This is a genomic window from Neobacillus piezotolerans, from assembly GCF_003362805.1.
Taxonomy (GTDB): Bacteria; Bacillota; Bacilli; order Bacillales; family Cytobacillaceae; genus Bacillus_D; species Bacillus_D piezotolerans.
In genome coordinates this window covers 293,968-319,306 of record NZ_QNQT01000001.1, presented here as the reverse complement: position 1 = coordinate 319,306, position 25,339 = coordinate 293,968, and the positions used below count along the sequence as shown (strand labels likewise).

Below are 25,339 nucleotides of genomic sequence, written 5' to 3'. Positions count from 1 at the left end.
TTTGATTGCTGCAGGATATGTTTTGTCAAAATTCCTCAAAAAGGCGCGAATATTTTTTCCATAAAAAAGATTTTTTTCACAGATTTACCCACAAAAAGAAATTACACCCACCGTAACGTATGGTAAATTCAGTTAGGGGGTTTTACATTTGAAAAAGTCATTGAAAATTGCAGCGCCAGCCCTTGCTCTTGGATTGGTATTTTCTTCAGCAGCAAACGTGTCCGCGAGCACCGCCGGACATAAATCCGATGCCAAGAAGGTGACCGTTTCCGTCTCAGTCAAGGCGGCTGCCAAGGATAAAGAGGCAAAAAAACGCCTGGAATCAATCCTTAAAAATATCTCCAAGGTAGATTCGAGCACAAGCAAGCTGGCCAAAGCGACGGCCGAATTGTACGCAAAAGCCGGAACCGGAAACCTTTCCGTAAAAGCCGAAGCCGATTTCTACAAGAGTACTTCCGGCAAATTGAAGGCAAACAGCAACCAGCTGAAAGCCTACAAAGGACAGGTTGACCAGGTTGCCAAAAAGTACGGAAAAACCGAATCGGTGAACGCCGCCTATGCTAAAATTACCGCGTTAAATAATGTTATCTCTCAACGACAGAAGAAGCTTGCAGACTTGCATAATCAGTTTGTCCAAGCACAGAAATCAAAAGATGCATCCAAACTATTGGCTGCCATTCAGGAAAGCGTTGTAAAGGCTGAGGCAAAAAACGCCGCCCTATCGAAGGCAACAGCCGAGTTTTATGCGAAAGCGGCAACCACCCCAGTAACGGCAGCGGCAGAGATGGAATTTTACAAGAAAACTGCAGCTGATTTGGGCTCCGTATCGAAAGACCTTGCAAATGTGAAAAACCAATTGGATGGATTAGTGAAGTATTATGGAAAAACGGATGTGACAACTGCCTTGTATGCGCGGATTTCTTTGCAGAATGAAGCGGTCGCGGTTGTGAAAAAGAGCCTCGACAATTTGCATAACCAATACCTTCAGAAAGCTGCGGTAAATCAGCTTGCCTTAATCACTGAAGCAGTACTGAAGGCTGAAGCCAACATGGCAGCCACTTCGAAGGCTATCGCCGATTATTATGCCAGCGCGGCAACCACTCCTGTTACTGTAAATGCAGAAGCGGAGTTTTACAAAAAGGCCACGGGTGAAATTAACGCGCATGCCAGCCAGCTGTCTTCCTTAAAAAAGCAGCTTGACGCGCAGGTAAAAGTTTCCGGCCAGAGCGACGCGGCAAAAGCGTTATATGCAAAGATTGCCGTTCAAACAGAAGCAAACGCTGCTCTGAAAAAGAAGCTGAATGATTTGCACAGCCAGTACATGAAGGCTGAAGCCGCGAAACAAGTAGCAGTAGTTGCCGGCGAGGTGGCGAAAGTCGAGGCAAGGGTGGCTGCCGCCGCGAAAGCAACAGCAGAGTTTTATGCAAAAGCCGCAACTACTCCTGTGACGGCGAAAGCAGAGGCGGAGTTTTATGTGGGCATGACAGGCGAGCTTGCCGCAAGCTCCATTCAGCTTGCCGGAGTGAAAAAGCAGCTCGACGAACTCGTCAAAAAACAGGGGAATACAGAAGCATCAATTGCTGTTTACGCGAAAATAACCGCGCAGAACCAGGCTATTGCCGCGGCTAGCAAGACTTTGCTCGAATTGCATATTAATTTCAAGCCGGCATCAGCTTGATTTTTAAGGAAGGCCTTGTGGATAAGGCCTTCCTTTTTCGTTGCCTGGCCGAATTGGCTGAGATATGAACCAGGACAATATCTTTAGTTCCTGCGGGTTAACTTATTGCCGGAACGCCAAGTCGATTTCGCGAATTTCTTCTTCGGACAAGTTAACTTCAAGCGTTTTCAGGTTATTCAGTACTTGTTCCGGCCGTTTGGCGCCAGGAATGATCGCATCAATGACGTCGCGCGTCAAATACCAGGCGAGAACAACATGGGCGACATCGGCTCCTTTTTGCTCGGCGATTTCCTTTAGCTTTTCTACTTTCTTCAAAGCTCTCTCAAACGTTTCCTTTTCGAAAAATTTCCCGCGCTTTCCTTCAAGGTTTGAGTTCCGATCATATTTCCCTGTCAAAAGGCCTTTGGCGAGCGGGAAATAAGGGATAAACGAAATATTGTTTTCACGGAAATAAGGGAACAATTCCTGTTCGGCACTTCGATTCAGCAAATTGTATTCGCCCTGGTAAACATCGATATGGCCGTCCTTGTTCGCTTCCTTCAACTGCTCCAGCGAAAAATTGGAAACACCGATCGCGCGGATTTTCCCTTCGTCTTTCAACCGTTTCAACGCGCCGACCGCCTCGTCTTTGGGCGTATCCTTGTCCGGAAAATGGATATAGAACAGATCAATATAATCGGACTGAAGACGTTTCAGGCTCTCTTCGACGGAAAGCGTCAAAAATGCCGGGTCATTGTTGTGGACAACTTCCTGGCCGGCGAATGTATAGGAAGCTTTTGTCGCGATAACCGTTTCCGCGCGTTTCCCGGCCTCCTTAACAACCTGGCCGATGATTTCCTCGGATCGCCCCAACCCGTAATAATAGGCTGTATCAAAGAAATTCAACCCATTTTCCAAGCCTGACCGGATCATTTCAAAGCTTGCCTCTTCATCGATATTCGGGTAAATATTGTGCCCTCCGACCGCATTGGTCCCCATTCCAATCGGGTTTACTTCTAAATCGGTCCTTCCAAGCCGCACCTTTTTTATCATTCCAACCAGCCTCCCATTTTTTAGTACCTTTATCATATCAAACCGGGCTTTCGGCAAAAAACGATTTGCCGCCCTTCCTGTTCGTTTTCTTCGAAAAAAAGAATCGTCCATTCCCGGAACTCCTCGAGCAATTCATTTGGCTTAAGGAGGAATTGCTTTGAAACCTTGCCTTCTTTTGGCGAATCATAATAGGTTTCCATAAAGAAATAGCCACCGTCTTTTAAAAGGCCCTTTACATACGGAAACAGCGAGCGGTCCAAGTAATAGGCGATCAGGATGAGATCATAGGCCCCTATCTTATATGGCAAATTCTCCAAATCCGCCAGGTCCATGGCCGAGGCATGGACCTCTAGTTCCCTTTTTTGAGCATGCTCCCGCAAAAAATGAATAGCTGTCTCCGAAATGTCGGCGGCATCGACTTCGTAGCCACGCTCCGCCAAAAACAGGCTGTTCCCGCCAAGTCCGCATGCCAGGTCAAGCGCTTTTTCCCCATTCAGATAGGAGGAAAGGCGCACCAGACGCTCGTTCGGAAGCGGTTCCTCCATCTCTGCCAGCCGTTCCTGATGCTTTTTGTTCCATTTCTCTTTCATTCGTTCTTCGTTCCCCATTTGTTTTCCATCCTCCCTTCCAAGAACTGCTCTATTCATTAAGTTCCACACATTACATTAACAACCTTTCTTTTTTTAAAAAAAGTAGTTTTTTGCCGGATTCTATGTTGGTATAAAGCTTTCTCCAGTGGATGTCTGGCATAACGCGGTTGGAGGATTTGTCCAAAAGGTGACAGTTTTCGATAAATGCCTTAAAACTTTCGATATCCATCCTAAAATTTTCCATATAATTAAAAATTTTCGATAACGGCACGAAATCTTTCGATATATAACCATTTTCTTAAAAAGCCTAGTTCCTCCATCAATTCCACTAAATACCAACATTTAGAACTTAAAAATATTGGTATAATTGGAATCGAAAGAAAATTAGGGGGAAAGAAAAGTTGAAGCTTCTTAAAACAATTTTCATGACTTTGCTGCTGTTGTTCTTGTTGATCCTATCGACCGCGGCACCTATCGCTCTTATTGGCGTAGCTTTTTATGTGGCCGGTTTTTGGCTGAGCCACCAGAAGTCAAAGGGCAGGATTTATTTTAAAAAACCGTGGATCCTCTTGACGGCGGGAGTGCTTTCGACGTTTGTTCTCGTCGGAACATTCGCTGATGCGGCTGAAAGCCAGGCCTCTTCAAAACAGGATGTCAAAATTGACAAGCAAGCCGCCCAAGAAAAAGATAAGGTGGATGACACTGCAAAGGCAGCTTTAGCAAAGAAAGCCGCTGTGGAAAAAGCGAAGGCTGACGAAAAGGCAAAAGCTGAAGCAGAATCTAAAAAGCAAGCTGAGGAAAAAGAAAAAGCGGAGGCCGAAGCCAAAAAGCAAGCGGAAGCTAAACAAAAGGCCGAAGCAGAAGCGAAGGCTGAGCAGCAAGCAAATACAAACGCTCTTATTGCTGCCCTTGGCCTTGAGAAAGTCACCGTTGGCCGCGTAGTTGACGGGGATACAATCCAGACATCGGACGGCCGAAAAATCCGCTTTGTAGGGGTGAATACCCCGGAATCAACGACAAGGCATGAAACGTACGGCAAGGAAGCTAGCGATTATACGAAGTCGCGGCTAACCGGAAAACAAATCTGGATCCAAAAGGATGTAAGCAACACTGACCGGTACGGGCGCCAGCTCCGCATCATCTGGCTTGCTGTCCCATCGGATGATCTAAATGAAAAGGAAATCCGCGCGAAGATGTTTAATGCGGAACTCGTCCTGAACGGATATGCAGAACCATCAACCTATCCGCCGGACGTTAAATACAGTGATTACTTCGTAAAATTTGCGCGTGAGGCACGCGAGCAAAACAAAGGGCTCTGGGCATATGGTCCGAATGGAACAACGAAAGGCGACCTAGACCCGAAAACATCGGCGCAAAAGCCCGCCCAAAGCAAACCAGCCGCATCCCAGCCGGCAAAATCACCTTCAGCGGGCACTTCGACCGCTTCGAAACCGGCTGCAACAGCCCCTGCTCCATCAACGCAAACTGAAATTTTCGCAAACTGCACAGAACTCAGGGTAAAGTATCCAAACGGGGTTCCATCGACACATCCTGCTTACCAGGCAAAAATGGACCGCGACAAAGACAACTATGCTTGTGAAAGATAAAAAAGAAGCCCAAGCGGCTTCTTTTTTTCTTCATTTCCGATTATGCTGGAATAATAAAAAGGGTAAAACTTTTTTGTCATGCGAATCCTTAAAAAAGGCTTTATTTTTAATGAATTCTTGAATTTATTTTTGGTTTTTTATTCAAACACTGGAAAATTAAGGGCCAACTCCCTCTTTATTTTTTTAGAAAGTGACATACGTCGTTGTAATATATCTAAATATTCAATATAATACTTTTATATTTATTGTTATTGGTGGATAGCATTTAAAGTGCGGCCGCCGAAGAGATACTCTAAATACAGCAAGTCAATATGCACAAACGGGGGGAGAATATGAAAGATTTATTCAAAAAATGGAATCAATTAAGCCTGGTCAAGCAAATTATCATTGGTTTGGTGGTTGGCATCTTCCTGGCTGTTGCGATTCCGGCTGCAGCGAAACCTCTAGTTATTTTTGGATCTTTATTTGTAGGCGCCCTGAAAGGCATCGCACCTGTCTTGGTACTGTTCCTGGTCATGTCTGCCATCGCGCAGCACAAGAGCGGACAGCAAACGAATATGAAAGCAATTATTATCCTCTATTTATTAGGCACTTTTTTGGCTGGATTAATCGCCGTTATTGTCAGCTTCGCATTCCCTGTCAGCCTGACGCTTGTTAAAGGAGCGGAGGGAGTAACGGCTCCAGGCGGAGTTGTTGAAGTCCTGAAAACGTTGCTCCTGAACGTTGTCGATAATCCTGTAAAAGCCATTTTCAATGCAAACTATATCGGCATTCTTGCTTGGGCAGTCGTTCTCGGCATCGCGCTAAGGAATGCCCCGGACACAACAAAAACAATGATTTCAAATTTTTCCGATGCCATTTCAAAAATGGTTACATGGGTCATCCGGTTTGCGCCGCTCGGCATCATGGGCCTTGTTATTGAGTCAATCACAACAAACGGCCTTGAGTCGCTGTTAAGCTACGGTAAACTGCTCGCCGTTTTGATTGGTTGCATGCTGTTTGTTGCATTCGTGGTCAATCCGGCAATCGTCTTTTTCACGACACGCCAAAACCCATACCCGCTCGTATTGCGATGTGTAAGGGAAAGCGGAATCACCGCCTTCTTTACGAGAAGCTCCGCCGCCAACATTCCTGTCAACATGAGGCTTTGCGAAAAGCTTGGATTGGACAAGGATACGTATTCCGTCTCCATTCCACTTGGCGCGACCATCAACATGGCAGGCGCGGCTGTAACAATTTCTGTTTTGACTTTGGCGGCTGTCCATACGCTTGGCATCGAGGTTGACATCCCGACAGCTATCATTCTAAGCGTACTTTCAGCTGTTTGCGCTTGTGGCGCATCCGGAGTAGCGGGCGGATCGTTGTTGCTTATTCCACTCGCAGCTAGCTTGTTCGGAATTCCAAACGATGTCGCAATGCAAATCGTTGGCGTTGGCTTCATCATCGGCGTCCTTCAGGATTCCTTCGAAACAGCGCTTAACTCTTCGACAGACGTCCTGTTCACGGCTGCCGCTGAATACAGGAACCGCCGCAAAGAAGGAAAGAGCATCAACATGAAACAAGCCGTCTAAATAAATTTGAGGCAGGGGACAACTCCCCTGCCTCATTTTATTTGTGAGCGTGAAGCAAGGGACGTACCCTTTGCTTCAAAACCTCTATTCAATTTCCAAAATATCATTTATCCGTTCAAGTTCGTCAGTACTAAACTGCAATTTTTCCAGTGCGGCTATATTTTCTTCGATTTGGCTTACCTTACTTGCGCCAATCAAGGCGGAAGTAACGACTTTATCACGTAAAACCCAGGAAAGTGACATCTGGGCTAAAGATTGGCCCCGTTCCGTCGCCAATCTGTCCAATTGGGTGACTTTAGATAAAACCTCCGGTGTTACATCATTTTTATTTAAGAATGTATTTTCTTTTGCAGCCCTTGAATCCAGGGGGAAACCAGCAAGGTATTTGTTCGTTAGCAACCCTTGGGCCAAAGGAGTGAAAGCGATGCAGCCCGCTCCTTCTTCAGACAAAACAGGCAAGAGTTCAGCTTCCACCCATCTGTCAAGCATAGAATACTCTGCCTGGTGAATGACAAATGGAGTCTTTTGCTCCTTAAGAATTGCAATGGCCCTTTTTGTTTCTTCCGCATTGTAGTTTGAAATCCCGACATACAATGCTTTCCCCTGCCTGACGATCAAATCAAGGGCAGCCATCGTTTCATCAAGAGGAGTATTAGGATCCGGCCGGTGGTGGTAAAAAATATCCACATAATCAAGACCCATTCTTTTTAGGCTTTGGTCGAGGCTTGCAACAAGGTACTTCTTTGAACCATAATCTCCATAAGGCCCTGGCCACATATAATATCCTGCTTTAGTGGAAATGATCATTTCATCCCGATATCCCAAAAAGTCCTGTTTAAGGATTTTCCCAAAAGTCTCCTCGGCTGAACCTGGAGGCGGCCCATAATTATTGGCCAGGTCAAAATGCGTAATCCCTAAATCAAATGCCCTGCGGACCATTGCCCTTCCATTTTCATACGAATCTTTTCCCCCGAAATTATGCCATAACCCTAGTGAAATCGCTGGCAGCTTTAACCCAGAGTTCCCAACCCTGTTATAAATCATCCCATCATATCGTTTACTGTTTGGCAGATAATCCATTACCGATTCCCCTTCCAACTAAAATACGTATCTGCTAAAAATTCACATACAAGTCTGTATCGGCAGCGTTCAATGACCGATTTCACAGATTAAATCTTAGCCTTTAATATGCTTCATTAAATATGTTCCAGTAATCGACTGTTCCGAATGAATGATTTGCGCAGGTATGCCCTCAAAAACTACCTGGCCGCCCTTGCTGCCTCCATCCGGTCCCATATCAATGATCCAATCCGCTTGGCTGATCACATCCAGGTTATGTTCAATGACAACTACTGTATTTCCGGCTTCAACAAGGCGGTTCATGATTTCGAGTAGATGACCGATATCCGACATATGCAGGCCGGTCGTAGGCTCGTCCATCACATAGATGATGCCCTTCTTATGAAGCTCGCTTGCCAGCTTGATACGCTGGCATTCCCCGCCCGAGAGCGTGCTGAGCGGCTGGCCGAGTGTGAGATAATTCAGCCCAACATCACTCATCGCCTGAAGTTTCCTCATAACCTCTTTTATCTGAAAGAAATCCAATGCTTGCTCCACAGTCATCTCCAATACATCCGCGATCGACTTGCCGTTCAGCTTATATGCGAGTACTTCCTCCTTGAACCGCCTGCCCCCGCATACTTCACATGGCACCTCTACCCTGTCAAGGTAGGCAAGGTCAATGTACACAACTCCCAGCCCTTGGCAGTTCTCGCAAGCACCCTTGGAGTTGAAACTGAACAAACCTTGGTTGACCTTGTTTGCGGAAGCAAACGCCTTACGCACATCATCCATAATGCCTGTGTAGGTCGCGGGATTGGAGCGTGTTGACACTCCTACCGCCGATTGGTCGATGACAATCGCATCTGGATGCTGGCTTAGGAACACTTCGTTAATTAGCGTACTCTTGCCAGAGCCAGCGACACCCGTAACAACAGTAAGCACCCCGGTAGGAATATCCACACTTATGTTCCGAAGGTTGTGCAATGTGGCATCCTTTATGGACAGCTTGCCGGATGGCTTCCGGGCTGCCCGCTTCAGCTGGATCGGCCGGTTCAAATAAGTGCCTGTCAGAGTAGCTGCCTCCAGCAGGCCATGGTAGGTGCCTTCATACACGATAGTACCGCCGTGGCTGCCAGCGTGTGGCCCGACGTCAACGATATGATCGGCCACCTTGATAACATCAGGATCATGCTCGACGACAATCACGGTATTCCCCTTGTCACGCAACTTCTGCAGCAATCCATTTAACCGGTGCACATCCCGTGGGTGCAAGCCAATACTTGGCTCATCAAAGATGTATGTGGCATCAACCAGGCTGCCGCTGAGGTGCTTTACCATCTTGACGCGCTGGGACTCTCCGCCAGACAATGTATCCGTCTCGCGGTCCAGTGTTAAATAGTCGAGTCCGATTTCCACCAAATGCTGCAGCCTTTCCGTGAGCGACTTGACGATTGGTTCGGCACCAACGTCCTCAATCTTTCGAATAACCTGGATAAGGCTGCCGACTTCCATGGAAGACAACTCGGCAATATTGAGCCCATTGATCCTGCAGTTAAGCACAGCCTGACTAAGTCTTGCACCACGGCAGCTTGTGCAGGGACCTTCGGAGATAAACGGCCCTACAGTTTGTTGCGTGCGATCAGAATACGTCTTCAAGTCCTTTTTAATATACTTGTTCGTGAACTTCTCGATGGCGCCTTCCACTGTAATATTCACTGTCTTACCGCCAAACTGCATCGCCACTTTCCTAGCTTTGCCATACAGTAGTAGTTCCAGTTCCTCCTCCGAATAGTCACTTAGCTTCTTGCTAGGATCGAATGAACCCGACTCCACGATCACATTCCAATCCATGCTGTTCACCGAATAGCCCGGCAGCAAAATCGCTCCTTCATTTAAAGACTTTGACTTGTCCAGTGCCTTGCTCATATCAACGGTCATCCTCCGGCCAGTGCCATGGCACTCCGGACACATGCCTTGGGGATCGTTAAACGAGAAACTTGACGCTGGGCCGACATATGGCTGACCCAGCCTTGTGTAAAGAAGGCGAAGAAGTGGCGAGATATCTGTAATCGTCCCCATCGTGGAATGGGAACCGCCGCCCAAGCGTTTCTGGTCGACGATTACAGCCATACTTAGGTTTTCAATCGCATCTGCATCCGGTTGCGGAACTCTCGGCAGGAAGGTTCTGACGAACGTACTGAAATTTTCGTTCAGCAGACGCTGGGATTCAGCGGCAACGGTATCAAAAACGATTGACGATTTTCCGGAACCCGATACTCCGGTAAAAATAGTGATTTTACGCTTGGGAATTCGCAAGGAAACATCTTTAAGATTATTCTCCCGGGCACCACGGATTACTATATATTCCTGGGTCATATATATCTTCCTTTACTCGTACTAAGTTCATTATAAATAAAGTAACACAAGATAGCGGTCTAGACAGAATCGATTTTCCGCTCAATAAGAATGGACAACAAAAAGCAGCCACATCCGCACATTTGGCTGCTTTATTAGTCGGCCTATAGATTAAACCCGGCCGGAATTTTAATCAATGTATAGTCCGCTGTCCATTTTTGAGTTGAAACAATGAGGGTTTCTTCCTGTTTTTTAAAAAACAGCCCGCTGCCTTCCTTTTGAAAAAAAGTCCAGCCGTAGCTCGTGATAAGCTCCTTAATGGCCTCGTCGGTTATTTCCATATTCCGTTCATTGCTAATATACCAGGCATAATTGTTTTCAAATGATAATTTTACAATCTGGCCATTTGTGCCATGGGCTTTTTCGAAAACTTCCTTCTTGCTCAAATGTTTAATCGGAAGCGGAGGGTAATACATTTTGCTGTAGAACAAGATTACTCCCGCAGCAAAAAGGGCCAGCAACCCTGCCAGCACTTTTTTCACATTGTACTTTTTAGCCATTTGCCGTCAGTGTCTTTTTTTCCAGATTAATGCTCCCGCAGCGAAAACATACTTTTGACGAATTGGTAAGAACCGTTTTGCATTTGATGCACCTTTTAATTTTCTCCTTCATCCCTGTCCCCTCCCAGAGAGTTAATGTAGAGCAGCCACACATATGTCCAAGAGAAAAATGGAATCGCCAAGTAAATCGGAAACCGCAAGACAGCCAACCTGGCATGTCTGATAAATGTCTTTCCAGCATAACCACTTTATTTAATTGATTCAAATTTTGGTAAAAAGGTTACGCCTACGGAACCGCCATCATTTAATAAACTTCTATATTCATTCTACTTTGAAGAAGGAAAATCCTCTGTTTTACACTAAAAAAATACCGAACAATCAGAAAATTAACAACTTAAAGTTGGCCCGACAAAGCATGGAATGTATATTCTCCATCACTTTTGCATAGGAAGCCATAGTCCGACTGAAAATTGAGACAGGTATTCTGCTTAAGCATTTTTCTCTCAATGGTAATGCTAACTCAAGAAAGCCTGTTGATTGGCGTATTTCAGATAAAAACATTATTTGACAGAGCTCAAACCATTCTGGAACATATATTGCAGTCCTTCTTCAAAACCTTTCCCCCAAACATGTGAACTATGTCCTCCATTTACAATTCTAAGCTCAGCAGGACTTCCAGGGACGTCTTCCCACTTTTCAAAACCCTCGTTAAAAATGTTCGACCTGTGAAGATACTGGTACAAAGAAACAGCTTGGACTTCCATATTGTATTTATTTGCATCAGGCGGAAGATCTTCTTTTTCGCTTAAATGATTCCAGTCATCGTCACCTGCATAAATAAACATAGGAACTTTGTATTGTTGCTTGCTATATATTTTTAGGGCTGATGGATAATTTAGTTTCTCCCAAATTTCCGGGTCAAATGGCTCCCCAAATGATCCGCGCTCAACCGCTCCGGAAGTCGCTGGTGCCTCACCGTCCTGAATTGCAGGGCTTAATAGTGTCGTTGCAGCAAACTTTTCAGGGTATATTAGAGAGTAACGTAATGCACCATATCCTCCCATTGAATAGCCTGCTAGCCCTCTGCCTTCTCTCGAAGCGATAGTATTAAAGTTTGTATCAATTTCCCTTATTAAATCATTCACAACAGAAGTCTCCACAGCACCGTACTTGGCGGAATCGACCCAATAGCTGTTTCCTGTAATAGGAGCAACGGCAATTACAGGTCCTATAACTTTATCATCAATCATTTTATCAAGGATTGGCCAATACCTATCCCAGCTGCTCGCCGTACCCCCGCTGCCATGCAGAAGATAGATAACGGGATATTTTTCCACCTCCGCTGCATGGTAACCATTTGGCAAATAAATGTTATAGGATAATGTTTTTTCAGTTTGACTGTGGTCTTTACCCAATGTTTCAGAAACAAAGGTACGTAGATGGACAGTACCTTTATGTGGCGTTTCATAATTTGCAGCAAGATAGGAAGGAGAAAAATCATCTTTTTCTTTCTTGCCGAACACGTATTTCAGACCTTCCTCAAAGCCTTGGAGCCAAACGTCCATCCCATGCCCCCCGTCAATAATCCTGAGTTCGGCCGGATTGGAAGGAACGTCTTCCCACTTGTCAAAATCCTTGCTAAAAAGGTTTTTCCGATGAAGTTCTTGATAAAGTTCTACAGCCTGGACTTCCATATTGTACTTATAAGCATCAAGAGGAAGATCCTCTTTTTCACTAAGGTGATTCCAGTCATCATCACCTGTGACGATATAGAAAGGTACCCGGAACGGTTGTTTTACATATGATTCCAATGCGGCAGGATAGTTCAATTGCTCCCAGCGATTTGGATTGAACGGGGTCCCGAAGCTCCCCCTTTCAACTGCCCCGGAAGTTATAGGCGGCAATCCTTTTTGAATCGCCGGGCTTAATAGAATTGCACCGGAAAACAGTTCCGGATATACAAGCGAGTATCGTAAGGCACCATATCCCCCCATTGAAAATCCGGAAATAAACCTGCTCTCTCGCTCAGATTTTGTGTTGTACTTTTTATCGATATGAGGAATGAGGTCGTTTATCATGGATTCTTCATAATGGCCAAACTTTTCAGAGTCAACCCAATAACTGTTCCCTGTAGAAGGGACGACTGCAATAACAGGTTCAACAATTCCTTCTTCAATCATGTTGTCGAGTGTGGCCCAAAATCCATCCCAGCTATTTTCATTTCCCGAACTTCCATGCAAAAGATAGATGACCGGATACCCATCCTCTCTTTTTGAATCGTATCCTTTTGGCAAATATATCTTGTAAGTTAGCTTATTCTGTTTAGGGGTATCATCATGAACCAAGGCTTGGGACGTGATTGATTCAACAATTTTCACGCTCGAATCCCTCCCCTTTTCTTTTGCTTCTACGATCGAATTTGACAATGGTGCAAGAAGAAGAACAACCAAAACAACAATCATAAGTTTTTTCAATACATCAGCCTCCGATACATTTGATTTGTTATTGTTTAACTTATATAACTCATTCGGTTTTGGGAGGGATCCCCTTTAACCAAATCTTTAACTTGATTCACACTTTTTTTTCTTAAAACCTAGCGTCGATTCCCTCTTCACCAAACGGACATCCAGCTGGACCTCTTCATCGGTGGCATGAACGTTTTCAATCATATCGATTAGCCTGGAGGTTGCAACGACCCCAATATCATAAATCGGCTGCTCAATCGTACTGATTTCGGGGTCTACCATCTCTACGAGTTTTATACCATCAAATCCTATAATGGCGATATCCTCAGGCACTTTTATTCCAAGCTGTTTTAAAATCTTTAATGAACCAATTGCCATCATATCATTTGCCAAAAAAATGCCATCGACATCAGGATGTTCATATAATAGTTTATCAGTTAATGTTTTTCCGCTTTCAAGTGAAAAGTCTCCTTCCAATATGATTGGCAGGTAACTTACGCCCTTTTCGGCAAGCTCATCTTTATAACCTCTGATCCTTTCAAGAGATGGCTGAAAATTCGGCGGGCCGCATATATGGGCTATTTTCCTGCAGCCAATTTCAAACAAATGGTTGACCGCTAGCTTCGCTCCCTTATAATTATCAATTCCTATTGAATCGGTTGAACTTTTATCAGCAGCCCTGTCAATCCTTACAAACGGAATATTCATGGCATTCAATTCTTTCAATACCGAGTCCTTGAACTGAAACGAGGCAAGAATGAGACCGTCTGTATAGCGGCTTTCAAGACTTCTCCAGAAAGTACTTGAACGGATACTGTCTTCATCGGAATTGATTAAAATGAGACGGTATCCTTTCTCCTTGGCCACCTTTTCAATGGAGACAACCAGCTCTGGGAAGAATGGATTTGTAATATCCGGAATAACCAATGCGATTGTATTTGTTCGTTTCCTGGCAAGGCCCCGTGCAATTTCATTTGGATGATAATTAAGTACTTCCATAACGTGTTTTATCTTATTTAGCGTGTTTTCACTGACATAGCCATTGTTATTAATATATCTGGAAACAGTCGCCACAGAGACGCCTGCTTCCCTTGCCACATCCCTAATTGTTGCAGTTCCTTTTTTCAAAATGAAAATCCTTCCCGCAAAGTAGCCGTTTTAGCTAAAAAGCCCGAAAAAGATTCAACAAGTCAAATCCATTTCGGGCTGATTCTCAGATGTTTTCTTTAACCAATAATGAATGGTAGAGTGTTTCGCCAGGAGTGATTGCACCAAATCCAATCATCCCATAAGTGAATGTTTCATCATCATGAACCAAAACTTCTTTTTCATCAATAAAGAAACGAAGAGCGTTATCCTTAAACATTACTTTCAATTTATATTTTTGTTTATACTGCCATGGGAAATTTACCGTTTTAATACGGGTGAAGCCAAAATTGTTCAAAATCAATGAAACCTGGCCAGCGCCATCAAGCCCAATAAAATAACCTCTTTCGGCACCCTGCGCACGGAATGCGATGCAATGGCTCTCGCCTTCAACAGGTTCAATGACAGATTCTACAATTCCATCACGCATAAAGTAATTTCCTGTGTAGGAAGCACAGTTTTCACTTGCCTTACAGCGGATAGCGTTCCCTTCAGAATTCCATTCCCCTCTGTTATGTGAGAAAGGCATAAGGCTAATGAACTCTTCTTTTAGCAGTGAAAAGTCAATCCTATAATCTGACTTCCCATACACATGGAAGTTTTTGAAGTATAGTGAGCCAAACGCCCGGTTATCAAGAGTGGAGCGACTCTCAATCAGGTAGCCGACTTCATCAAAAATATCTCCCCCAGAAGGCGGAAGTGTAAATACAATCTCTGTCCAGACACCGTGTTTAAGAATCCTTTTTTCCATAAAGACATCTTGCTTCGAGGATGTCTTCCTCACAAAAGGTGCAAGTGTAATTTCAGAACCTCTCCACTGGTCAAGGAAAACGTCAACCTTCACAGTTTGCCCGCTTAAAGCCTGCGGGGAAAATACGGGCTTATACTTTTCATCATTGAAATCTTCCCGGCGGTAATATGGCTTATAGAATACCTTGCTTTTGTCCCCGTTAACCATCCGGTCGATTACTACCTGAAGAGCCCCGTCACCTATCACAGGATTATGCCTGATGACTGGAGTTTTGAAAGTGTTGCTTACTCTGAAACCGTGGGTTGATCCAGGGAAGCTAAAATCAAAGTACAATTCTCCCCTTTTAATGGAATCCTCCAGTCCGGCAGGCGGATCCTCTCCATTCAATTGATAGCCGAGGAGGGCAACTTCTTTTGAAAAGGTAGGCATATCCACTATATTCAAATATCCAGAAATACTTGAAGTGATTACGCTATCGTTCATTGGCTTCCTGTAATGTTCTGGAATTCCAGTAAGGCCGTTCATAACGCCTACAATTGTTCCAACATTCCCGGCATTGCAATCTGTATCCCAGCCGCACATTGTCGCGATTTCAATCGTTCTTGCAAAATCGCCCTTCCCGTAAAGAAGTGAAAGGATGCAGACTCCCGCATTTGGGATGATGTGGCATATTCCCGGATATTTATCATAGCCCCAATCCCTATGAAGGAAATCAAGACAATCCCTGAAATTTTCAGGATTATTTTCATGGAATTCAATAACTGCCCTTGTAACCCGGGCATAGGTGGAATCATCGGGAATGAGCGTTAGCCCCTGATCAATGATTTCACGGATATCGTCCGAAACGAAGGCCTGGGCAATGCAACCAGCAATGAACCTTGCTCCATAAAGCCCGTTCTTATCATGGGATACACTTGCGGCAACTTCGGCAAAATGGGCTGCCTTCTCAGGTTTGCCAGGATACATCAACCCCCAAGAATCAATGAATATCTGGCCGCCAATCTGTTCAGCCTGAACAATCCCATTTTGCTCGGCCGAACCGGATCTTGGCGCTTTAATCCCTTTTTTTAGGTTGTTATATGCTTTATGCTCGGTACTCGCGTCCTCGCCGCCCCACCAAATCATGCCAATCCCGTCGCGGCAATAGTTAAGCCAGGCCCGGCCGACATCCTGGGGCTGCAGTTCCCTGTCCTTTGCATCATCGTAATGAGCCCTGATAAAAAAGACCGGCCCGTTTACATCATCATCAGCAGAAAAAGTGTTGTAATCTTTCACATACCCTTTAATATCACCATATACAGAAAGAATCTTATCGGCAGTCCATTCGGTGGGCTCAACAGGCGCCCCCAGGCGGATTCCTGCGTTCATCCCAAGAAAGCCAGCGTATACCTTCTCGATATAGTCAGTTGAAAACAAAGAGTTCACATCCATTCATTGCAGTTAAAATAGCTTTTTCCTCTCTTCATTTAACCTTAAATCGGCTTCAATGATTTCACGCGCTGTTTTTGCAAAATCATCCGCTGTTTGAAGAAGGTTCATTTTATTCGTTGATTCAAGAAGGTCGATGTCAGCTCTCGTAATGGCTTGGTTTCCATACATGCTCCCAAGGATGGCACCAATCATGACCCCGATTGAATCGGTGTCTCGTCCCGAGTTAATTCCATCATAGATCGACTTATAATATTCCCCCTTATTTAGGACTATGAAAGCAAGGGCAAGCGGAAGCTCCTCAATCGAGAATAATCTGCTCGGAGTATAGTGATTCGATGGAATGCCGACTTTTTCGATTTTGCGGTGAACATTATCTTTCATCGGAGAATACTTTGCGATTACAGAATGCAGTGTTTCCACCACTTCATCCATATCGCTGTTCTTTTCCCGCAGTTCCTTTGCTGCCGAAGTTAAATCAATGATGGCATTTCGGGTTCCATCTTTCGAAAGGGAAATAGCCGTGTCGACAATGTCATCGACAGTAACCCCCGGAGTGAAAGCCCTGGCTATACAAGCTGCCAGGACTCCCGCTGCCTCAAGTCCATAACTGCTTTGGTGGCCCATCGCAAAAAGGATTGCTTCATCATAAGCCGCCTTCGGGTTTCCGGCATTAACAATCCCGATTGGCGTAATGTACATTGCCGCCCCGCAATTGATCATGTTGCCAATTCCGCCTTCCCGCGGTTCACAGTTGGCCAGGACATGCCTGACGAAAATATACTTTTCAGGATAGAACAGCCGGTCGATGATTAGCGCTTCGTTCTGGAATTCAGGGATATACGTTTTTCGGAAGGCAATTTCCTTGATAAATTCTTTCCCCATGTCGTACGCGTCAAGATGGCGTTTTTCCTTCAAATACACATTGATGAGCGCTTTCGTCATCAAGGTATCATCGGTTACGATTCCATTTCCGCGGTGCCTGCCAAGATTAACCTCGGGCGGGGCGTCCTCCTTGTACCACTTTGTCCTGAGGCTTTCCACCCGGCCGTACTTATCCTTGATTTCCTGGTAGCTTAGCTTTTCAATCGGCGCTCCCAGAGCATCACCAAGTGCAACTGAGAGTACAGCCCCTCTTACTTTATCCTGAAAAGTTATCATGGCTAAACTCCTTACTTAATGTTTTTGTTTGCGTATTCCGTAATTTCTTTACCTCCGGCTTTTTCCCATTCAGCTACAAACTTATCGAACTCGCTAATTGGCTTTTTGCCGGTTATGATGTCTGTTGCATACTCCTTATAAAGGTTTTCCATTGCATCCCAGTTGGCTGCATATTCCTCAGGAATAATGAAGGCATTATCTTCTTTGTAGAATTGGTTAGCCAAATCTCTGGATTTCTGGGCCGGCTCGCTCAATAACGGAGTATTCAACGGTTTTTCCATCTTAAACTCGCTAGGCTCCCAGAATCGGGCATACCATTCAGCATAGTATTTGTCAGTCAGCTCAATGCCGCTGTCGGTAACATTGTAGTGTTCACCTTCAAAACCAATACGGTCAAGCAATTGACCTTTTTCACTTGCAAGGTAATCAAGTACCGCGAATACAGTATCTTTGTGTTTGGACTGAGAGCTAATGGCGATACCCCTGGATTCTTTTGTTATATCAGTAGAAGTGAAGCCCTGATCTTCACCTTTCGCAGGAGGAAGAACAACTACTTCTGATTGTTCACCATTAACCTGAGTCATCTTGCCGTTATAAATGTCAATTATTTTCCCATTTGTTCCGACAATGACACCTGCTTCGCCATCATAGAATGCTTTTTCTTTTGTATCCCATTGTTTAGTCAGGTATTGCGGGTCAAGCAAGCCATCTTTATAGAGTTTTTGATAGAATTCAAGCTTTGCCTTTTCGTTATCTGAAACCTTGCCATAAACATAGTTGCCGTCTTTTTCAAGCCAAGTTTGAGATAGGCCGAAAGCCCTCTTGAAGATAAAATCAATTTCCACGATGTCCCCTGCTGCTGTAAGCGCGTAGGTTGGCTTCTTGGCTCCTCCCGGAGGATTGGATACCATTTCTTTAAAAAATGAATAATAATTATCGACTGTCGGCTCATCAAGTAAAGCTTGGGAGGTTGATAGTTTTTCAAACCAGTCTTTCCTCATGACAGGAACCTTTGAGTCAAGCGGTTTAATCCAAAGGAGATAAGGATAGTTTTCGAGCCTTTTCTTGTTGTGCGGCTCCAGAATATTTTTGATATTCTTTGATTTTTCGATATAAGGGGTTAGGTCTTCTAGAAGCCCTTGCTGAGAAATCTGCAAGTCTCCACCCTGGAAGTAAATCATATCGGGAATGTCACCTGATAGTAGAAGCAGGTTCAATTTTTCCGCGTAATTTCCTTGTGGCATTTCTACAAGTTCAAATGTTACATCCAAGTTTTCATCTTCTTTTAGCGCTTTGGAAAGGCTTTCAAAATATTGCTTGGCTACAGGGTTTGAAGGGCCTTCATCTTTATAAACAACCTTAAGCGTGACAGGACCCTCTTTTTTATTGTTGTCTTTTTCATCAGTAGAAGACTTCTTATCAGAACAGGCAGTAGTCAGCATTAATAACATTGCGAAAAGTACGATCAGCAACTTCTTCATCAAAATTCCTCCCATAGGGTTTAATGTTTTCCATTCTCTATCAATTTCTGCTGGTACTACAAATTAAATAGAATTGAAGCGGGAAATATTAGTCTTTAACCCCCCCTTCAAGAGCTCCTTTGGCGTAATACTTTAGGATTAAAGGATAGAAAAGCAGGAGCGGTACAATGGATATAATGATAGTGCCTGCCTGAAGGGATGCAAAATCAAGGCTGGCAATCTGATCATACGAAAGTACGTTTTGTGCCCCAAGAAGCGTGGTATTATCCCGTTCTACAACAAATTGCCTTAGAACAACCTGTAGAGGCCATTTGTTAGGATCTGTTAAATAGATGGTAGCCCGGAAATATTCGTTCCAATGGAAAACCCCATAAAACAGGCCCAGTGTGGCTAAGGCTGGTTTGGAAAGCGGAAGCATTATACTGGTGAAGATTCTAAAATGGCCAGCTCCATCAATCCTAGCGGCCTCAAGGATACTATCAGGAATATCCTCAAAAAACCTCATCATAATAAACAGATAGAATACATTAATCGCCTTATATAGAATCAAGGACCAATATGTATTCAATAAACCAAGGTTCTTGACAAGCAGATATTCCGGGATGAGTCCCGGCTCAAAAACCATGATGATAATCAACAGCAGGATCACTAGCCTTTTACCAACAAAATTTGTCCTGGCAAGCACATAAGCTGCCATGGCTGTTAAAAACAGATTGAGTGCCGTTCCAATTACGGTGATAAAAATACTATTGAAAATACTCTTAACTATTAAAGGATTTGAAAACAGGACTTTATAATTTATTAATGAAAAACCTTTCGGAAAAATGCCCAGCCCTTTTAACTCGTGGACCTTTAACGGGTCGGATATGGACATGGCCAGCAGGTTAAGTATTGGGACTAGCACCGTTAAGGAAGACAGAAAGAGAATTGAATAAATGAGCAAAATCGGGAAATTAAGTTTACGCATACTCCACCTCCTACCAGACTCCCTTTCCACTTACTCTTTTAGCAATAAAGTGGGTGGAAAGTATCAATATTACGCCGATGACTCCCTTGAACAAACTCGCTGCTGTCGCATATGCATACTGGCCATTTAAAATACCTATCCTGTAGACATAAGTATCCAAAATATCAATGACAGAAATAACGGAGTGATTGATCATATTGAAAACCTGGTCGAAACCCGCATTCATGAAAAAGCCGAGATTCAGGATAAAAACGGTAATAATCGTCCCTTTCAATTCCGGGAGCGTTATGTACCTCATTTGCTGAAGATGGGAAGCCCCGTCAATTTTCGCCGCTTCGTAAAGAGACGGGCTGATTTTCATAATGGCCGCCAGGTAAATGATAGAATCCCAACCCGCGCTGCGCCACATTTCCTGAAACACCAGCACCCAACGGATATGATCCTTGCTTGTCATGAAATCAAGGGAAGGCAAGTTGAAAAAATTCCTTATAACATTGATTCCACCATCCCCTGGATTCAGGAAGCTTATCCAAATCCCCGCAATAACTACCCAAGATAAAAAGTGCGGCAGATAAATAATAGATTGGACATATTTTCGGAATGGTCCGTTCCTGACTTCATTTATGATGATAGAAAGTATAATTGGCACCGGAAAAAAGAAAACCATTTTCATTGTTGAAAGAATTACAGTATTTTTGAGGACATCCATAAAGGCCGGTGAACTAAACAAAATCTTAAAGTGTTTCAGCCCCACCCAGACGTTATCGCCGATTATCCGATAATCCTGGAACGCAAGCTTCATTCCAATCAGAGGAATGACATTGAAAAGTCCAAAATACAAAAGCGCAGGCAACAGCATCACATACAAAACCCAATCTTTTCTTATTCGCTGCAATATTCCCATTCCCTATACAAGCTCCTCTTTAATGAAATGCTCCATTTCCTTCCTCGTTGGCATTCCAGTCTGCGCGCCTTTTTTCCTTACTGAGAGCCCTGCTGCGATAGTACCAAATCTTATGCTCTCTTCAATTGTCCTCCCTTCAGAAAGTGCTAAAGTAAATGCGCCGGAAAAAGTATCTCCCGCACCTGTAGTATCCACAGCTTCAACCTGAATAGCCGGGACCTTGATTAATCCTTTTCCCTCATGGAAGTATACTCCTCGTGATCCACATGTCACGATTACTTTGTTAGGATGCTTTTCAAGGGTTTCCTTAAGCTCTCCCTTTTCATTAAGGACCAATGGATACTCATGCTCATTTGGCGTAAGAAAAGTGACGTTCGCAATCAATTCACTGCTTAGCTGGCAGGCTGGCGCGGGATTCAAGATAATTGTCTTTCCTTCTTTTGCAAGAATCGGAATAATATACTCTATCATTGAAAGAGGAGTCTCCAGCTGAAACAGGATAATGTCATGCTCCAACAACCGATCCTGAATTCTATTAATATATTGAATATTAGTATGCTGATTGGCGCCGGAAATAACGAGGATCCGGTTTTCCGAGTTGCAAATTTCTATGAATGCCACTCCAGTATTGCTTCCCTCTACCTTGTTAAGGTGACTGACATTCACTCCTTCTTTTTCCATTTTTCCGATTAAGAGCTTGCCATTATCATCATTCCCAACAGAGCCAAACATGGATACTTTACCTCCAAGGCGCGCTGCGGCAACAGCCTGATTGGCCCCCTTCCCCCCAACTGACATGAAAAATCCTTTCCCCATAATTGTCTCCCCTGTTGAAGGGAAAATATCAGTTTCCACGAAATAATCAATGTTCAGGCTGCCTACAACAGCAATCTTTTTCATGTTCATCACCTAGTCTATTAAGATATTCATCAAAGGGGCATGTTGCTGTGCTCCGTATACGTCCCTGTCCCCGATGGTGCCGGAGGAAACTTCCCTCAAAAGGGTGATTTTAATGCCCAGCGCCTGGTCAAAAAACACCAGATGTCTAATCGACTCAATCTCGACGTGGTATAGTACGCTTACGGATTCAGCTGTCAATTTGCCGGAGTTTTTAACATGGTCATATTTTTCTTTATCGTCAAAAAGGATATCGAGAGTAAGCTCGAACGGTCCTGAATTCTTGCTTCGGAGCACTTTCGCCAATTCGTATAGTTTTTCCACTACAACCCCTCCCCAGTGTATTCAATAGCAAAAGGGCTCTCGGTAATTTCCATCAAGTGGTAGACGGAAAATTCATAGACCGGCCCGAATTCAATGTCACTCGGGGCAAATGGAAAGGCGAGGTTACCTGCGGTGGACTTCCTTTTTTCATGTCCAAAATGAAGAAATGTAGATCGTACAGTTGCACAAAGTGAATTTGCCAACTCCTGTGTCTTTGCATTGACCTCTATTAGAACCCCGATTTCGTGACCGGTGAATACCTCTGTTTCTCTAGGTCCCAAGACGGCATTTATACCGTAATTGTTAAATCGAATGCTATATTCGCCCTGTGAGATTTCTTGATAATATTCTCTAACCTGCTCCTCAACCCTTTGCTCAATGTTATCGATGTTAGCAAGCAATATCGGATCTCTTATTCCAGCAAACACAATTGTCCGGTAAGCAATTTTTCTTGCTCCTTCAAGTTTTATATTATAATTGTCGGCTTCAATGTAATGGCTGTTTTCCACTTCTACAACACCATTGCCAATATCATTGAACGTACATTTGCTGAGGTCGAGAGTAAAACCTGGACCATGGAGGATATAAGGATGTTCTTTTTCATAGAAAGTATGTGCTGCTACAGATAGTGGAGTGCACTTTCTTACAGGATTGAGGGATTTAACCGTAAAAGATGAATCTTTTATAGTTCCAAGAATAGAATCCTTAGTGGTCCCTGGTTCTGCACAAAGCGCGCCACACTCCAATATTTTTCCAAGATGATAGGATAAGCCTGGATCTTTGCCATGGAAGATTCCAACTGCCGCAAAGGGAGAAGGATCATAAGCACGGCCGCATATGATAATATCGGCCTGACTTTGAAGTGCTTCAAGTATTGGTGTATGGCCCATTTGGGCGACTATACCGTTTGTTTCTTCTATTACATTGAAATCCAGCTCAGGAACGTTTGGGCTTAAAGGTGTCAGTTTCCCTTTCTCCAAAGCAGAAATAACCATTTCCTTTTCTATGTCTGCCCATATAATGGCCATCGAAGCTGACAATTTCTTCTCATTGAGAATCTCTTTTATGATCTCAATGGTTGATTCCACATGGACTCTAGCCCCGGCTCCGCCGGCGGATCCTATAATAATAGGAATCTCTCTCTGTAAGCCGTTTGTTATCATAATTTGTAAATCTTTCTTTAAAGCCCTTCGGCTGACTATCGATACTCCAGCTCCCAATTTATGAGGTCCCGCATCAGTTGATCCAGCGTCAACCACGATTGCATGAGGGTTCTCATCCATTCCCCTTAAGAAGGATTCTTCCGGAAAACCATAACCCAGCATTCCGCATGGAGCTAGTATTTTGATATCCATAAATTTTCACCTCTATTAGTTTCAACTATCCATAAAGTGTAACCGGTCACTTATTAAGCAAACCATGTATGTAACCGGTCACTTATTAAGCAAACCATGTATGTAACTGGTCACTTATTAAGGTACATTCTTGGAATCGATCATATAATGATGGTTATGTAACCGGTCCCATCTTAAAAGAAGATATTGAAAACATATACACATTTTCATTTTTTTGGATATGTAAACGGTTACTTATCATATTACTTATCTGTATATGATTGTGTCAAGGTAATTTTTAAAATTTTCGAACTTTTCTATTCCCACTTTTCATTTTTTGAGACTACTAATTTTTCCGCAAAATTAAAAACAGGAAACGGCGCGATACCATCTCCTGTGATTTCGGATTCACTTTTTTATATAACGGGGACCATTGCGCTGCTTGCAATGAATTCCTTGAACAATCGGTTCATGGCTTCATCATTTGGAGCGAGCGATTCAGGGTGCCACTGGACGCCAACCGTGAATCTGGATGGTTTGGCGTATTCAACCGCTTCGACAATGCCATCAGCTGAACGCGCAACTACGCGCAAATCGTCCGCTACCTTGTCCAATGCCTGATGGTGGATGCTGTTCACGCGAACACGGTCAGTGCCCAAAATTTGATGCAGCTTGCTGTCCGGTGATATTGAAACCCAATGGGAGTCCTTATTCCTTGCAACTTTTTGGGTATGCTGGATGGATTCCGGAGCCTGGCTCGGAATGTCCTGAATCAATGTCCCGCCAAGTGCGACATTCAGAATTTGGCTGCCTCTGCAGATGCCCAGCAGTGGAGTATCATGTTCAATCGCATACTTCGCGATTGCAATTTCAACTAAATCCCTTTCCAAAATAGTCCGGCCCAGATTGCGTTGCGGATCCTGGCCGTACAAATTTGGATCGACATCCTCCCCGCCGCTAAGAATGACCGCATCAACCAACCCGAGCATTTCAAACGCCATTTCCGGGTTGATGTATGGAAGAATGATTGGAATTCCTCCATTGGCGGCCACTGTCTTGTGATAATCATGATGGACATAGACGCCTTCCATATTTTCGTTATGCTTTACATAAGCAGCAGTAATTCCAATTACAGGCTTTCTCATCCCTGTTTCCCCCAGCATTAAATTTTAGTCTATATATCCAAAATATAACACAAACGTTAAGGGGAACAAGTGAGAAAAATACCTTTTTATATAGGAATTACGTTAAGGATTTAGTAATAAGACGGGCACTACCGAACTCGAATGGGAAAGCAGTTCGGAAACGGTTACACATTTATAGCCTTTTTTGTACAGGCCTTCCAAGATATACTCGACCGCTTTCACCGTTTGGGATCTGTCACCCCCTGCATCATGAAGAATGACAATGTCTCCGGGTTTTGAATTGAAAAGGACAGTTTTCGCGATTCTTTTGGCACCCGGCTTCTTCCAGTCCCTCGTATCTTGATGCCATGTCCAAAGTACAACATAATAGCCGCTTCCTAGCGATGTCTCAATGATTTGTCTGTCATAATATCCGGCGATTGGACGAAACAACGTCGGGGCCTTGCCGGTTATTCTTTTGATCAGGTCGCTATTTTTCCGTAGTTCCGCTTTAAGGACATCGGGATTTTTCATATCCCTAAATGTATGCCGGTACGTATGATTGGCAATTTCATGGCCCTCTTTTGTCTGGCGCTTTAGTATTTCGGGAAATCGCTCCGCTTCTTTTCCAATGACAAAAAAGGTTCCTTTCGCATCGTATTTTTTCATCATATTCAGAATTTGGGTTGTATAAAGCGGATCTGGCCCATCGTCGAAGGTTAGCGCAATCAGCTTTTCTTTCGTATCCGCTTTCCAGAAAACAAGGCCGGTTTTCTCGAACTTCCACCGTTTTATTTCATTCGCCAGCGATGGTTTTGCCATCGTCATGGCAAGGATGAGCAGGGAACAAATAGCTATCAGCGTTTTTTTCATCATTGCCACTCCCATAGTGTTGGTTGTAC

At 44.0% G+C, this 25,339-nt stretch carries 20 protein-coding genes; 3 read left to right on the top strand and 17 right to left on the bottom strand.

The genetic code is table 11. The features are described from left to right. The first annotated feature begins 148 nt into the window (after positions 1-148). Complete coding sequence (locus DRW41_RS01455; RefSeq protein ID WP_115450188.1) at positions 149-1,678, top strand: hypothetical protein; 1,530 nt, start codon at positions 149-151, stop codon at positions 1,676-1,678. Between the two features lie 102 nt (positions 1,679-1,780). On the opposite strand, the gene DRW41_RS01450 is transcribed toward DRW41_RS01455, so the two are convergent. Both DRW41_RS01450 and DRW41_RS01445 read right to left on the bottom strand, forming a co-directional pair. After that, complete coding sequence (locus tag DRW41_RS01450; RefSeq protein ID WP_115450187.1) at positions 1,781-2,710, bottom strand: aldo/keto reductase; 930 nt, start codon at positions 2,708-2,710, stop codon at positions 1,781-1,783. A gap of 32 nt (positions 2,711-2,742) precedes the next feature. Continuing rightward, positions 2,743-3,357, bottom strand: coding sequence for a class I SAM-dependent methyltransferase (locus tag DRW41_RS01445; protein ID WP_142752169.1), 615 nt, complete (start codon positions 3,355-3,357; stop codon positions 2,743-2,745). Between the two features lie 344 nt (positions 3,358-3,701). Between DRW41_RS01445 and DRW41_RS01440 the strand changes: the two genes are divergently transcribed. Both DRW41_RS01440 and sstT read left to right on the top strand, forming a co-directional pair. Continuing rightward, on the top strand, positions 3,702-4,907 hold the full coding sequence (locus tag DRW41_RS01440) for a thermonuclease family protein (protein ID WP_245959305.1): 1,206 nt from the start codon (positions 3,702-3,704) through the stop codon (positions 4,905-4,907). Positions 4,908-5,239: 332 nt separating this feature from the next. Further along, complete coding sequence (gene sstT / locus DRW41_RS01435; protein WP_115450185.1) at positions 5,240-6,478, top strand: serine/threonine transporter SstT; 1,239 nt, start codon at positions 5,240-5,242, stop codon at positions 6,476-6,478. A gap of 84 nt (positions 6,479-6,562) precedes the next feature. On the opposite strand, the gene mgrA is transcribed toward sstT, so the two are convergent. From mgrA to DRW41_RS01360, 15 genes are all read right to left on the bottom strand, one after another. Further along, a complete protein-coding gene (mgrA, locus tag DRW41_RS01430; protein ID WP_115450184.1) occupies positions 6,563-7,558 on the bottom strand; it encodes an L-glyceraldehyde 3-phosphate reductase in 996 nt (331 codons plus the stop codon). A 96-nt stretch (positions 7,559-7,654) separates the two neighbouring features. After that, positions 7,655-9,916 (bottom strand): ATP-binding cassette domain-containing protein, encoded by a 2,262-nt coding sequence (locus DRW41_RS01425; protein WP_115450183.1) that lies wholly within the window; start codon positions 9,914-9,916, stop codon positions 7,655-7,657. A 143-nt stretch (positions 9,917-10,059) separates the two neighbouring features. Then, positions 10,060-10,455, bottom strand: a complete 396-nt coding sequence (locus DRW41_RS01420; RefSeq protein ID WP_115450182.1) for a hypothetical protein — start codon at positions 10,453-10,455, stop codon at positions 10,060-10,062. A 560-nt stretch (positions 10,456-11,015) separates the two neighbouring features. Continuing rightward, entirely contained in the window at positions 11,016-12,929 is a 1,914-nt protein-coding gene (locus tag DRW41_RS01415) for an alpha/beta hydrolase (RefSeq protein WP_115450181.1), read from the bottom strand. A gap of 87 nt (positions 12,930-13,016) precedes the next feature. After that, on the bottom strand, positions 13,017-14,048 hold the full coding sequence (locus tag DRW41_RS01410; protein ID WP_115450180.1) for a LacI family DNA-binding transcriptional regulator: 1,032 nt from the start codon (positions 14,046-14,048) through the stop codon (positions 13,017-13,019). Positions 14,049-14,133: 85 nt separating this feature from the next. Further along, entirely contained in the window at positions 14,134-16,248 is a 2,115-nt protein-coding gene (locus DRW41_RS01405; protein ID WP_115450179.1) for an ADP-ribosylglycohydrolase family protein, read from the bottom strand. A 9-nt stretch (positions 16,249-16,257) separates the two neighbouring features. Next, complete coding sequence (locus DRW41_RS01400) at positions 16,258-17,406, bottom strand: ADP-ribosylglycohydrolase family protein (protein ID WP_115450178.1); 1,149 nt, start codon at positions 17,404-17,406, stop codon at positions 16,258-16,260. 11 nt (positions 17,407-17,417) lie between these two features. Next, complete coding sequence (locus DRW41_RS01395) at positions 17,418-18,887, bottom strand: extracellular solute-binding protein (protein WP_115450177.1); 1,470 nt, start codon at positions 18,885-18,887, stop codon at positions 17,418-17,420. A gap of 88 nt (positions 18,888-18,975) precedes the next feature. After that, positions 18,976-19,854 (bottom strand): carbohydrate ABC transporter permease, encoded by an 879-nt coding sequence (locus DRW41_RS01390; protein WP_115450176.1) that lies wholly within the window; start codon positions 19,852-19,854, stop codon positions 18,976-18,978. 10 nt (positions 19,855-19,864) lie between these two features. After that, positions 19,865-20,758, bottom strand: a complete 894-nt coding sequence (locus DRW41_RS01385) for an ABC transporter permease (RefSeq protein ID WP_115450175.1) — start codon at positions 20,756-20,758, stop codon at positions 19,865-19,867. A gap of 3 nt (positions 20,759-20,761) precedes the next feature. Next, positions 20,762-21,658: a ribokinase gene (rbsK, locus tag DRW41_RS01380; RefSeq protein ID WP_115450174.1), complete on the bottom strand. Its 897-nt coding sequence runs from the start codon at positions 21,656-21,658 to the stop codon at positions 20,762-20,764. Between the two features lie 9 nt (positions 21,659-21,667). Next, on the bottom strand, positions 21,668-21,979 hold the full coding sequence (locus DRW41_RS01375; RefSeq protein ID WP_115450173.1) for a DUF4387 domain-containing protein: 312 nt from the start codon (positions 21,977-21,979) through the stop codon (positions 21,668-21,670). Continuing rightward, positions 21,979-23,334: an acyclic terpene utilization AtuA family protein gene (locus tag DRW41_RS01370; protein ID WP_115450172.1), complete on the bottom strand. Its 1,356-nt coding sequence runs from the start codon at positions 23,332-23,334 to the stop codon at positions 21,979-21,981. The genes DRW41_RS01375 and DRW41_RS01370 overlap by 1 nt, the downstream gene beginning before the upstream one ends. 395 nt (positions 23,335-23,729) lie before the next feature. Further along, positions 23,730-24,458: a gamma-glutamyl-gamma-aminobutyrate hydrolase family protein gene (locus DRW41_RS01365; protein ID WP_115450171.1), complete on the bottom strand. Its 729-nt coding sequence runs from the start codon at positions 24,456-24,458 to the stop codon at positions 23,730-23,732. A gap of 102 nt (positions 24,459-24,560) precedes the next feature. Beyond that, a complete protein-coding gene (locus DRW41_RS01360; protein WP_245959304.1) occupies positions 24,561-25,310 on the bottom strand; it encodes a polysaccharide deacetylase family protein in 750 nt (249 codons plus the stop codon). Positions 25,311-25,339 lie beyond the last annotated feature (29 nt).